Annotated in this window: 7 protein-coding genes; 4 read left to right on the top strand and 3 right to left on the bottom strand. The window is 33.9% G+C overall.

The window, feature by feature from the left end; genetic code table 11:
• Positions 1-13 precede the first annotated feature (13 nt).
• The 4 genes from IRZ80_RS16135 to IRZ80_RS16120 all read left to right on the top strand — a co-directional run bounded on the left by IRZ80_RS16135 (position 14) and on the right by IRZ80_RS16120 (position 6,289).
• Entirely contained in the window at positions 14-1,612 is a 1,599-nt protein-coding gene (locus IRZ80_RS16135) for a SusD/RagB family nutrient-binding outer membrane lipoprotein (RefSeq protein ID WP_194642608.1), read from the top strand.
• Between the two features lie 135 nt (positions 1,613-1,747).
• Entirely contained in the window at positions 1,748-3,439 is a 1,692-nt protein-coding gene (locus IRZ80_RS16130) for a PNGase F N-terminal domain-containing protein (protein ID WP_194642607.1), read from the top strand.
• A 93-nt stretch (positions 3,440-3,532) separates the two neighbouring features.
• Positions 3,533-4,507, top strand: a complete 975-nt coding sequence (locus IRZ80_RS16125; RefSeq protein ID WP_194642606.1) for a M20/M25/M40 family metallo-hydrolase — start codon at positions 3,533-3,535, stop codon at positions 4,505-4,507.
• Positions 4,508-5,236: 729 nt separating this feature from the next.
• The gene (locus IRZ80_RS16120; RefSeq protein WP_194642605.1) at positions 5,237-6,289 is read left to right on the top strand and encodes a sialidase family protein; all 1,053 of its coding nucleotides are present in this window, start codon (positions 5,237-5,239) and stop codon (positions 6,287-6,289) included.
• A 294-nt stretch (positions 6,290-6,583) separates the two neighbouring features.
• Here IRZ80_RS16120 and IRZ80_RS16115 read toward each other — a convergent pair whose 3' ends face one another.
• The 3 genes from IRZ80_RS16115 to IRZ80_RS16105 form a co-directional block, all read right to left on the bottom strand.
• Entirely contained in the window at positions 6,584-7,417 is an 834-nt protein-coding gene (locus tag IRZ80_RS16115; protein ID WP_194642604.1) for an endonuclease/exonuclease/phosphatase family protein, read from the bottom strand.
• A 192-nt stretch (positions 7,418-7,609) separates the two neighbouring features.
• Positions 7,610-9,127, bottom strand: coding sequence for a SusD/RagB family nutrient-binding outer membrane lipoprotein (locus tag IRZ80_RS16110; RefSeq protein WP_194642603.1), 1,518 nt, complete (start codon positions 9,125-9,127; stop codon positions 7,610-7,612).
• A 37-nt stretch (positions 9,128-9,164) separates the two neighbouring features.
• Positions 9,165-12,575: a SusC/RagA family TonB-linked outer membrane protein gene (locus IRZ80_RS16105; RefSeq protein WP_194642602.1), complete on the bottom strand. Its 3,411-nt coding sequence runs from the start codon at positions 12,573-12,575 to the stop codon at positions 9,165-9,167.
• Positions 12,576-12,587: the final 12 nt, after the last annotated feature.

The following is a 12,587-nucleotide window of genomic DNA, read 5'->3' as shown; positions in this document are numbered from 1 at the left end:
TAAAAAAAATAACATGAAAAAATTATTATATATATCACTGGCAAGCATAGCTGTTTTCTTTGGTTCTTGTTCGCAAGACGAGTTTGCGGATGCTTATAGAGATCCTTCTAAGGTTACAACAACAACTGTTCCTAAACAGTTTGCTGGTTTCATGAAGATCAACTATGAGGATGTAATTCCGTCCTATTGGAACTATTTTACCGTTTTAAGAACGACTTCTCTAACCTTTACTCAGGGGCATGGATTTACAAATATAACTGGGCGTTATATTCCAGGTGCAGCTACAGTTTATAGATGGGATAGATATTACAGGTTCATTACCCAATATAGGGAGCTGGAAAAAGTGATGGCTTCTTTGCCTGCTGCAGAACAGACTGATAACAGAATCTTTACGATTGCTTCCACTATTTATTTATTCGATCATACTCAAAAAATGATTGATAACTTTGGAGATATTCCTTTCTCCGAAGCGGGTAAAATTAGTTTAACAGGTGGTGATTACGCTAGTGCATTGGCTAAGTATGATAATCAGACTGAGCTTTATACCATGATGTTGGATCAATTGAAAGCTTTTTCTACCGAATTGAATTCAATTACTTTGTCTCTTAAAGTAGATGCAGAATTCAAAAATCAAGATCTGATCAATAAAGGAAACTTGACAAGTTGGAAAAACTATTGCAATTCTTTGCGATTGAAAATGTTGAACAGAGTTTCTGCCGTTCCTGCTTTTACAGCAAGAGCAAATACTGAAATGGCTGCAATTATTGCTGAAGGAAAACTAGTTGATGAAAATTCAGAAAATATTGCATTCAGAGTCTATAATCAAAATTCTGATACAGGATTGAATACTTCTGGATTTATTTCTGCTTTAGAAGATAGGAATAATAATATTGCTCCAAAGCCTATGATTGATCACATGAATGCGAATCTAGACCCTCGTGAGCCTTGGCTGTTTGAAAAGGGAACACATATAGAAAATAATGTAGTGATAGTGGCTCCTACTTATGAAGGACTTGATCCAGCGGTGGCTTCATCAGCAGATCAAGATCTATCAATAACTGAGGGTAAAATTGCAATCTATAATCGTTCTGTAATCAGTAGAAATAAATGGTTGCCTGGGACATTGATTAATGCTGCTGAAGTAAACCTGATTCTTGCTGAGTATTATTCAAGAAGTGGTAATGCTGCTACTGCAAAAAATTATTTCGAAAAAGCGATCAGACAATCTGTTGAATATTATGTAAGATTAGGTGATACAGCTGATGCTCTTACGTGGAAACCGACTCAAGCACCTACATCTGCAGAAATTGAAGCTTATATTACTAAAATCAACTTTGGTGGAGCTACAACACCTGCAGCTCAATTGCAGTTGATTGCTTTTCAAAAGTATATTCATTACAATATAATGCAAGCCGATGAATCTTGGGCAGAACAAAGAAGATTAAAGCTTCCAGCTTTAACATTCCGAGAGGATGAAACAAGCAGTGTGAGAAAAACACCGCCAACACGCTGGACATATCCGACTTCAGAGAGTGTTAATAATACGGTTAATTATAATGCTGTTAAAGCAAATGATAATTTAAGTACAAAAATATTCTGGGATATTAAGTAAAAATCAATAATTAAGAAAGTGCTGTAAAGTTCACATTTCTATTAGTTAAAACAGAGGTAAGATGTAATTCTTACCTTTGTTTTTTTAAATTTTTTCCAATTTAGTTTTTGTTAAAAAAAAAATATTTATAAACAAATGATGAAATTTTTTAATGCCATATTGTTGTTTTTTTCTCTAATACTAGCTGCTCAAACCAAATCTGAGGTGTATAAAATTAAGTATGATAAATTTGAAAACGGAAAAAAAACAGGCGGAAACACCGAAATCTATGTGTATAACCAAATGGTTTTTTTATCAAAACCAACTGATAATATACAGCAATACATTGATTTAAAAAATAATTATAATGTCAGTACCATTAAGGATGGAAATACTGTTTTCAAGAAAATAATTCCATTTGACAGTCTGCCAAAACCTAAATTTGATAATGATAACCAAATAATACTGGGTTATAAATGTAAACACGCTAGATTTTCTTATTTTTCAAATACTATAGATGTTTGGTTTACTGAGCAGAGTTCTGTAAAAGGAACTCCAAACAGCAGTTATTTACCAAACAAGAATGCTCTTGTGCTGCAACTGGTTTTTAACGGAAATTATGCCCTTACTGCAAGTGCCGTCAATAAAGAAAACAAATATATTCCGCAGCTTAATTATGATGATAAAACGCAAGAGGTTAGTGCATCAGAATTTGAAGAAATTGCAATAAATTCAAGGTATAAAGTCGTAAAAATTTTCGATAACGAAATTTTAAATTTTGATCCCAATCGTATTATTCCTAAGGAATCAGAGCTTGAAACCGGTAAAGTCTATCATTTTTCGAAAGGAAGTGTGGTGTTGAAAAAAATTAAAATCACTCCCGAATTAAAAAACAGTGCTGCTGTATTTGCAAAATTAAGATGCATGTCTAATGGTGATGCTTATGACAGAACAGGTTCTGTTTTTATTATTCCTTCAAAGAAGCAGGGAGAAACAACTTCTTTGTTAGATGCTTATTTATACGGTATTGAAAAACTTCCAGTGTATAGAGATAAAAAAAACAGCCAATATCAAGGAATTGTAAAGGAAAATGAATATAGTCCACCAATTGAAATACTTAGTTTTTTTACGCCATTTGGAGTTAATTATTTTAATGATAAACGAAAAATAAATAATTATAACTGGGCAAAAGATGTAGTTTATAAAGAAGAAGTCAGTTCTCTTATTCCTACTGATGAAGATGAAATCTGGATTGGTGTTTTTATTGGTAATTATGATAGTGGAGGTCACAAAATAAGTCTGGAACTCGATTGTTATCCGGAGATGTCTAAAAACGATATTATTCCAAAAAATAACTATATAGCACCTTTGTTTTCTACAGTCAATACTTTAGAAATGTCGGGACAAAACTACGGCAGCCTTTTTGCCAATGATACGCTAAAGGTTAATTTTGAAATTACTGCTGATGTCAGCAATTTACAGCTTTTATATACCACAACAGGTCATGGAGGCTGGGATGGCGGTGATGAATTTGTACCTCGAATGAATAAAATACTGATTGATGGAAAAGAAATGTTTAAAATTATTCCTTGGAGGACCGATTGTGCTACCTATCGATTATCAAACCCAGCATCGGGTAATTTTCCTGATGGTTTGTCATCGAGTGATTTAAGCCGTTCTAACTGGTGTCCAGGAACATTAACTCCACCCTACATTATTCCGCTTCCAACATTGTCAAAAGGGAAACATCTTTTAGAAGTTGTTATAGAACAAGGACCAGACTATGGTTCAAGCTCAAACCATTGGAATATTTCAGGAGTTCTTGTGGGACAGTCCAAGGGTAAATAATCTGTAAGCCTAACTAGTAGTTTTTATTTCAAATATTGATTCGTATTAGGAATGAAAACCTATTGTTTTAAAAAATAAATTTCAATAATAGTAATGAAAACAAGTATAGTAAGAAATTCTTTTTTAATGATTACACTAGCTTTTAGTGTTGTTGTAAATTCTCAAAATACGATTAACAGCAGCACATTTTATAAGCATGATAAATTTTTGTCATCGGATAAATTGGAAGGCCGTTTTCCAGGAACCAAAGGAAACAATGCAGCAGCAGCTTATATTCAAAAATATTTTAAGAAATATGGTCTTAAAAAATTCGGTGGCAGTTACTTTCAATCTTTTAAATTATTTGTGAAAGAAGGCATAAATAAGATAAAATCGGATAGTGTTACGACACAGAATGTAGTTGGTTATCTAGAGGGAACTGACAAAGAACTGAAAAATGAATTTATAGTAATAGGAGCGCATTATGATCATTGGGGATGGGGAGGAAAAGGATCAGGCAGTAAAAAGAAAGACACCATCGCAATTCATAATGGTGCAGATGACAATGCTTCGGGAGTTGCAGCTTTACTTTGTATTTTAGAAGAATTGTCTAAGTCAAATAACAAGCCCAAGAGGAGTATCATTTTTATTTCTTTTAGCGGAGAAGAGGAAGGACTATTTGGATCGAGATATTTTGTTAATCATTTGCCTGTTGACAAAAAAGACGTAAAAGTAATGCTGAATATGGATATGGTAGGAAGACTAAATAGTGAAAAACAACTCTATATGGGTGGTGCAGGAACTTTTCCAGAAGGGGTTGATTTAATGAAGAGTTTAGGTGTAAACAGCGGACTAAATCCTGTTGTTCACGCTGGAGATGTAGGAGGGTCAGATCATGTTTCTTTTTACAAATCTTCAATATCTGCTGTAGGATTTCATACTGGAGGACACCCGCAATATCATACACCCGAAGACGATATAGAATTAATTAATAGTAAGGGAGGAGAATTGGCAGTTAAATATATTTATAATGCTTTGACAGCTATAGCTAATTATAGCCAGCCACTTTATTTTATTAGTCAAGATTAATATTTTGATATTCCTTAATTGTAATCTGTAAAGGAAGATATAAAATACGATCCTCATTTTTTAAGCAAACAGCAAAAGCATTAACCTTAAAATAAAGATTAATGCTTTTTGTTTAAAGGATATTCCAAATCGTTATGGAATAATTGCTATTTATATTTTTCATTAGTACTAATTTGTTAAATAGAATTTTTTTGGTTTGAAAAAATAGTGAAAACAAACTAACACCTTTTTAAATTTGTTATTGGTCGAAATTATAAAACGATAACAAATTATAGTTTTAAGTTTAACAAACAAAATGCTGTTATAGATGGAATCATAAAAGAGGAGTAACTCAATCAGGCAGAACTATACTTTACTTAATACAAATAAATAAGTTGTATTAAGTAAAGATAAAGAGATTCCTTGCTTGTAAATTCGTAAAAACAAGATCTTCTTTTTGTTTTTTATGGATATTTTTTATCACAAATAAAGCAGAATTTTAATTAGAACTGGTTGTGCAGATTTTTCAAATCATAATCTATCTTAAATATATAGTTTAACAATTAAATCACTAAATATGACTATCCTTAACTAATACCAAACAGATCGAATCAGCCACAGATTAAAAACATTTACACAGATTTTTTTAAAAAAAGTAATGAAATCTGTGAGAATTTGTGTAATCAGTGGCGAAAAAAATACATGGTATTATTTACGGAGTCATATCACTAAATATTAATTTTGCGATAAATGAGGGTTCCAAAATCAAACTTTTCGATAGTTTTATTAGTTCTGGTATGTGTATCTTGTGCATCGATAAAGAAGATGCCAAATGCAGATAATATTAGCAGCGAATTTATAACAGATCAGCCAGTTACCAACAATAGCCACGCGGCAACATTGGCAGAGATTAAACCTAATGTACTTATGGCCGCATGGTTTGGAGGAAAACATGAAGGTGCTGCAGATGTAGGTATTTATTATTCGACTTATAAAGAAAAAAAATGGTCTCCGCCTCAAAATATTATTAAACCGTCCATAATTCAAGGGGATACGTTACCATGCTGGAATCCTGTATTATTCAAAAGTAAAAGCGAATGTCTATACTTGTTCTATAAAATTGGAAAAAATCCGAGAGAATGGTTTGGAGCCATGATATTATCTCATGATAATGGAGTTACTTGGAGCGATCCTAAATATTTGCCGGATAATTTTTTAGGACCTATTAGAAATAAACCTATTGAGATAACTCCTGGAGTAATTCTGTGCGGCAGTAGTACAGAAAGTACGGAAAACAATAAGTGGAGAGCACATATAGAAAAATATACTGAATCAACGGGCAGGTGGTCTAAAATTGAGATTGAGAATAACAAGAATTTCGAGATTATTCAGCCAGCATTTTTAGTCCATTCTAATAAAAGTATTCAGGTTTTATTTAGAAGCAGGCATAATAAACTGATTACAAGCTGGTCTAAAGATAAAGGTGAAAAATGGATTCATACTGACAGTCTGGATGTTGTAAATTCAAACTCAGGCATTGATGCTTTGACAGTGTCTAAAAAAGGTTTTTTATTGGTAAATAATCCATTAAAGCAGGGAAAAGACTGGTTTAATGGGCGAAATGTATTAGATGTCGAATATTCAACAGATGGGATGCATTGGAGAAAATTATTTGATCTAGAAAACCAAAAAGAAGGAGAATTCAGTTATCCAGCAATTATCCAGACCGCTGACAGAAATATTCATATTTTATATACTTACAATCGAAAGTATATTAAACATGTCGTATTTGAATTAAATTAAATTGTAATCAAAAAGAAGTTGTTTCGAATCATAAAAAAACCTCCAAAATTAAAAGACTTTGGAGATTTGTATTTTGTAGATTACCAGTTTTACAATCGAAAACTTTTACCTGTTGTGGTATCTTTGATAAATTAAATCAAGTTAACTTAAATCTGAATCCCTTATACATGGTGAATATAAATATTGTCTGCTATTTTCAGACAATTATGTTTAATTCTTAAAACATCAGGTAAATGAAACACTAAATTAAAGGAAAAGCAGCATCGGAAATACACTCCTCCCTAAAAAAAAGGACTATTTATAATCCAGCTCAATATAAAGGGGCAAGTGATCTGATGGATATTTTAGATCTTTTGAGTCACTTAAAACAGCAAATTTTTTCACTTTTAATTTGCTGTCATCGGATATAAAAATATAATCCAGTAAAACGATTACTGGTTCATTGTGCTTAAAACCATTAAATGTGCCAGAAGGTCCAAAAGCTTTTACCTCGGAAAGATCGCGGGTGTCTTTCATCTCCTGTTTTAAAATTGAAATTACTTCAGATGCGGGTTCAGAATTAAGATCTCCCATAAAAACTACCGGATATATTTTTTTGTTTAACTCTTTTATTTTTGAAAGAATAAGCTTTATTCCATTTGTTTTCGCCTGAACTCCAATATGATCTAAGTGAGTATTAAAGACCCAAAAAAGCTGTTTAGTTTTCAATTCCTTAAATAAAGCATAGGTACACACTCTTGCATAAGCAGCATCCCAGCCTTTTGAAATTTCGTTGGGCGTTTCCGAGAGCCAAAAAGTATTGCTCGATAGCATTTTAAAACGCTCATGCTTGTAAAAAATATTTGATGACTCCCCTTTTTCCACACCATCTCTTCCTATACCGGCAAAATTATATTGACGAAGAGCTGCTGCAATATCATTTACCTGATTTGGTAACGCTTCCTGAACCCCAAAAATATCTGGGTCATAAAACTGAATCTGGGCAGTAAAAAAATCCTTTCGGTGTGTCCAGTCATTCTCCCTATCACTTGCTAAATCCAAACGAACATTATATGTCATCATCTTTATGTTCTGAGCATTAATCTGAAATACCCAAATGAGTAATACCAGCCATTTTATTTTTTTCATGTTCTTAGTTTTATTGTTACTTCGGTTGATTTTCAATATTTTAAAATTATTTTTCCTTTAAACAATCTCAATAGGCACTTCCAAAAAATGCTCATTAAAAAATTCCTCTTTAATCTTTAAAAAAACGCTGCTCCAAATAAATAGAACAGCGTCAAAAAAAAAAACTAACTAATTGATTTAAAAAACTTATTGCTAATTAGCTAACAGCCACATCATTTTATTAATTTCGTCATAACCACCATACTGTCTGTTCAAAGCTTCAGTTAAATTTTGACTATTATAATTCAACTCCGAAGATGGATATAAATATCTTACTGGTAAATCAGCAGGACTCTTAACATTTAGATTGGTAACTGGATCAATTTCAAAGTCAGGATATTTTGTTCTTCTATATTCAAAATAAGCCGTTTCAGCATCAACTAAAAAATTAAGGAGGTAACGCTGCAGCCAGATTTGTTTGAGCTGGCTGTCTTTATCCGAAGCAAATGATGCTTTTCCTGCAAAATAGTTATCAATATCACTTTGCATAATTGGATTTCCGTGGGCAAAAGAAGCATCTGTGCTCATAACATTTGTTAGAGCTGCTCTAACTCCATTTTCATAATACTGCTGTGCACTGCCGGTACTTATCCATCCCTTAATACGTGCTTCTGCCAAAATAAGTTCTTGCTCGGCATAAGTGAGCATTCTTCTCGGCTCACTATTCTGTTTTGTCTGATACCTTAAATTTATTTTAGAATAATTCCCTTTGCTATAATTGGCATTCATCAGTCCATAGTCTAATGATGTTTTCACGCCTGCGTATGCTTCCATATCATTAGAGGCATATCCGGCAATTAATTGAGAAGCAGAAGGTTCTCCAAAATAAAAAAGTCGCTTGTCTTTCAATTCTTTAAGGTTTTTAACAACTGTTGTACTCAAAAGAGTTCTTCCTGTAAACATATCGTTAGTACTATATAAAGGATGTGAATTTATGCTGCCGTACTCCAGGCCAAAATAATCAGAAGCTTTTTCCAGCAAAACATTGTCATTAACAATAGCTAAAAATCTTTGTTTAATTTTTAAATCAGCATCGTTTTCTTTAGCACTTAGACTCATTAGGACCTTAAGTTCAAATGCATTGCAGGCTCTTTTCCATTTAGTTGGATCTCCTTGAAAGACAGTTGGATCTCCTTGAAAAGAAGCTCCTTTCGAAAAATCTGCATTTGCCAATTCTAATTCATTAAGAATGCCAATGAATACATCTTTCTGCAGATCGTACTTCGGTTTATAATTGCCCTGACTTCCTTGGTTAGCCTGACTGTATGGAATATCTCCCATTTTCATGGTGAGCAGGTAAAAAGTATATGCCCGTATAAAACGGCCTACTCCTTTATACGAATTTTCTGCCGGATCCCCTTTCGCAAATTCCAGCATTTTATCAATATCCGGCAAAATTGTCATCTTATTGAAACTTGAATTTGTTATAAAATTATACTGGGTTCCCAATTGTCCTTCATTCGCATAACCAACATATTTTGGCAAGGCATTTTCAGAAATATATTCTTTCGAATCAGCACCCTGATATTTAGCAATGCTCAGGATAATGTTTGTGCATAACAAAGAAGCACTTACTTGAGTTGGAGTATTGGGGTTTGTATTAATTTCATCAAAATTACTGCAGCCTGCCAATATAAGTATCCCTGCAATAGCGGTGATAATTTTTTTCATATCTATAGTTTTAAATTATTTGTTGCTTTTAATCAATTTAAAATTCAAGTTTAACATTACAGCCTACAAATCGTTGAGATGGATCGCTAAAATTATCAGAGCCTCCGTCAGGGTCTGAATATTTGAAATCTTTGGCCCAAAGAAATAAGTTTTGCCCCACAGCAGATATAGAAGCATTCTTAGCTCTAATAAAATGGCATGTCGCCTGCGGAATATTATAAGTTAAAGAAAGTTCTCTTAGTTTCAGGAAGGTTGTACTGTATGTATCGTAAGGAGAAGGTGTCCCACCCCAAGCATTCCCTTTATGGACTCTTTTAACATAGTTTTCATAAGTTACATATACATCGTTGGCAGCATATTGACGAGTATCACTTGTTATCTCTCCATAAGAATTATAAACTACATTCCCAGAAACCACTTTCACTCCATCGCCCAAATAATTACTTGTACCCGTAGTAGCGTCCTTATATCGAATATCGTTTACCGAATCAGGATGGTTGCCAGATTGCCACATATACATTTCGGTAGTTGTTTGGGCTAAACCGCCAACTCTGCCGTCCATAGAAATATTTAATGTAAAGTCTTTATATCGAAGTGATGATGTTAAACCCCATATCCAATCTGGATCAGCGTATCCATGTACTGATTCATACGATGAGTATACAGGCAGTCCGTTTTCATAAATCATGTTACCTTTTCCATCTTTCAGGAACTCATTCAAAACAAATGCATCTGCTCTCTTGCCTACTTTTACCCAAGGCTTATCAGCAGAAAACTGCGGATCTAATTTTGTATAATAACGTGCGTATTTAGACCAATTGGCCGTTAGATCCCATTGCCAGTCTGTAGTTTTTACAGGTGTGACACTTAGTGTAAGTTCAAAACCTTTTCGGGTAATTTCTTCGTTTATGTTAGTATAATTGGAGCTAAAACCAGATGCACTGCTTACACTTGTTGCTTTCAAAAAGTCAAACATTCTTTTGGAGTAAAAGGTAAAATCTAAGGAAGCCCGCTTTTTGAACAGATTTGCAACTGTACCCACTTCCCAAGTACTTGAAGACTCTGGTGCTACTTCATTTCCTCTTACTGTATCTGGATATGAGGCAGAATTAGAACTACCCCAGGCATTTGTTGTTATGTTGTATACCGAATTGGAATCGTAAACACCTGCTGGTGTCTTTGACGATGTCCAAGAACCACGAAATTTCCAAAGAGACAACCAATCGTATTTTGGTAAAATTTCAGAAACCATAAAACTGCTGGATATAGACGGGTATAGGTATGAACGTGTAGATTTTGGCAAAGTTGAACTCCAGTCGTTTCTTAAAGTACCTTCAAGAAACAGTATACTTTTCCATGATCCCGCAAGTCTTCCGTACAAACTATTAACTTGTCTTTTATAAATTGTCGAGTTTACAACTGCACTAGTAACTGACGATTTTAATGAATAAAAACCTGGGATAGTAAGACCACCTTGGGTTCTGGCTTCAATACCCTGATCTTCGGTATAATAAATAGTCCCTCCAAAGAGGCTCTCAATATCAAAGTCCTTAATTTTTTTATTCCCGGTCAAAATAAAATCGGTGTTTGAACTATAACCACTTCCCATACCTTCATTGTACGAACCTTTTAGAGATTCTCCCCAAATCTCAGAACCGTTTAAAATAACAGTAGAATTACCAGCTCCTTGAAGTGATCCTCTAGATATACGTATAACCTGCTTATTATTGTAAGTATCAAAACCTGTTCTTAAAACAGCATTCAATCCTGGTGCCAATTCATAAGTTCCCGAAACAAAACCGTTGAAAACCTGACGATCAATACTATGCAGTCTTTCATATCTGTCAAAATAAGGATTGTTATTTGTACCTGTATAACTATTATTTTGGGTTTCATTTTTCACAAGCCAATAATCTTTGTAATCTCTTAAATCATAATCTGGAGAAGACCAAATCAGTATGCTGTACATTGGGTCATAACCTTTGTAACCATTAAATCCAATATTAGGTGAAGTCTGCTTGTTTATGGATACTGAAGATGATAATTTGAACTTATCCATATCTATATCACCGCCCAAAGTATAAGTGTATTTATCATATTGAGAATTAGGATACTGTCCTTTATTGGATACCCAAGTAGCAGAAGATCGTATACTGCCATGTTCGCCTTGCTGGGTTAAGCTAAAATTATTATTAAGAATATAGCCCTGTTCTAAGAAATTCTTAAAATTATCCTTTCCGGTCGCAAGATAAGGCATCTGCTTATTTGCTTTACTAATGGGATCCCACTGGATAACATTCTGCCCCTCCATTGGCACACCCCAGGAGCCAGTTCCTTTATAAATATTAGTAACTGCATCTATCTGTCTTCCAAAAACAGTTTGCGTTTTAGGAATAGCTAAGTAACCAGCAGTGAACATTGTACTGCTGTTTACAGAAACTGCAAGTCCCTTCTTATCTCTGCCTTTTTTTGTTGTTACTACAATTGCTCCACTTGCGCCTCTATAACCATATAGAGCCGAGGCGGTTGCTCCCTTAAGCACGTTCAAACTTTCTATATCATCAGCAGGAATATCTCTAAGCGTCATATTTCCATACGGCACACCGTCTATAACCAATAATGCATTTTCTCCACGCAGCTCTACTGTTGGAGCTTCGGCAAATTCAGTGCTGTTTTTTACCAGTAAACCAGCAACCCTTCCTGTTAAAGAAGTCGCAACGTCAATCCCTTTGACCGTTTGAACAGAAGAACCCTGTACTTTTTGCATAGCATAACCAAGTGCTTTTTCTTCTCTTTTGATACCTAATGCCGTTATTACCAATTCCTTTAGCATTTCTGCTTCTTCGGTAAGAATTACATTGATTTTATTTTCCTGTCCAACCGTTTTTTTAATTGTTTTAAATCCTATACAAGAAAAAACGAGAACTTGTCCTTCTTCTGCCTCAATAATATAACTGCCATCAAAATCAGTTTGAACTCCAAACGATGTTCCTTCAACAAGGATTGAAGCTCCTGGGATTGGCTTGCCCGAATTATCGGTAACCTTACCTGAAATTTTTATCTGTTTTGCTAAAACAGGCATTGTTTTATCTCTAATGGAAGTATTTGGCTTAAAAGTAATTAAACCATCATTTATTTGATAAACAACTTTGAACTTAGCCGCTGCCTCTTTAAGCAATACTGCTAATGTGTGTGTCCCAGAATTTACAGGAGTCTGCGTTTTTAGTTCTGCTACTTCATCTGTATATAGAAGAGAATAATCAGTTTGACTTTCAATAGCCTTAAACAATGATTTAAGCTCATAAACATTTTTTGAAACTGATACTGGGGTAGATTCTGTACTTTGCGATTTAATTGCTTCCGCAAATGTCAGCTGTGTCAATAAAGCAGCCAATAAAAAGAATAAGACCTTCTTTTTATTGTTATTTTTTTTTGTTACAAGATACATAATTTGAATATA

It is taken from the genome of Flavobacterium sp. HJJ (assembly GCF_015351475.1).
GTDB lineage: Bacteria > Bacteroidota > Bacteroidia > Flavobacteriales > Flavobacteriaceae > Flavobacterium > Flavobacterium marginilacus.
The sequence above is the reverse complement of the archived record's forward strand: the minus strand, read 5'-3'. Positions and strand labels throughout refer to the sequence as shown.

Coding starts and splice junctions, on each gene's coding strand:
- IRZ80_RS16135 (WP_194642608.1), top strand. CDS start 14: ATGAAAAAATTATTATATATATCACTGGCAAGCATAGCTGTTTTCTTT.
- IRZ80_RS16130 (WP_194642607.1), top strand. CDS start 1,748: ATGATGAAATTTTTTAATGCCATATTGTTGTTTTTTTCTCTAATACTA.
- IRZ80_RS16125 (WP_194642606.1), top strand. CDS start 3,533: ATGAAAACAAGTATAGTAAGAAATTCTTTTTTAATGATTACACTAGCT.
- IRZ80_RS16120 (WP_194642605.1), top strand. CDS start 5,237: ATGAGGGTTCCAAAATCAAACTTTTCGATAGTTTTATTAGTTCTGGTA.
- IRZ80_RS16115 (WP_194642604.1), bottom strand. CDS start 7,417: ATGAAAAAAATAAAATGGCTGGTATTACTCATTTGGGTATTTCAGATT.
- IRZ80_RS16110 (WP_194642603.1), bottom strand. CDS start 9,127: ATGAAAAAAATTATCACCGCTATTGCAGGGATACTTATATTGGCAGGC.
- IRZ80_RS16105 (WP_194642602.1), bottom strand. CDS start 12,575: ATGTATCTTGTAACAAAAAAAAATAACAATAAAAAGAAGGTCTTATTC.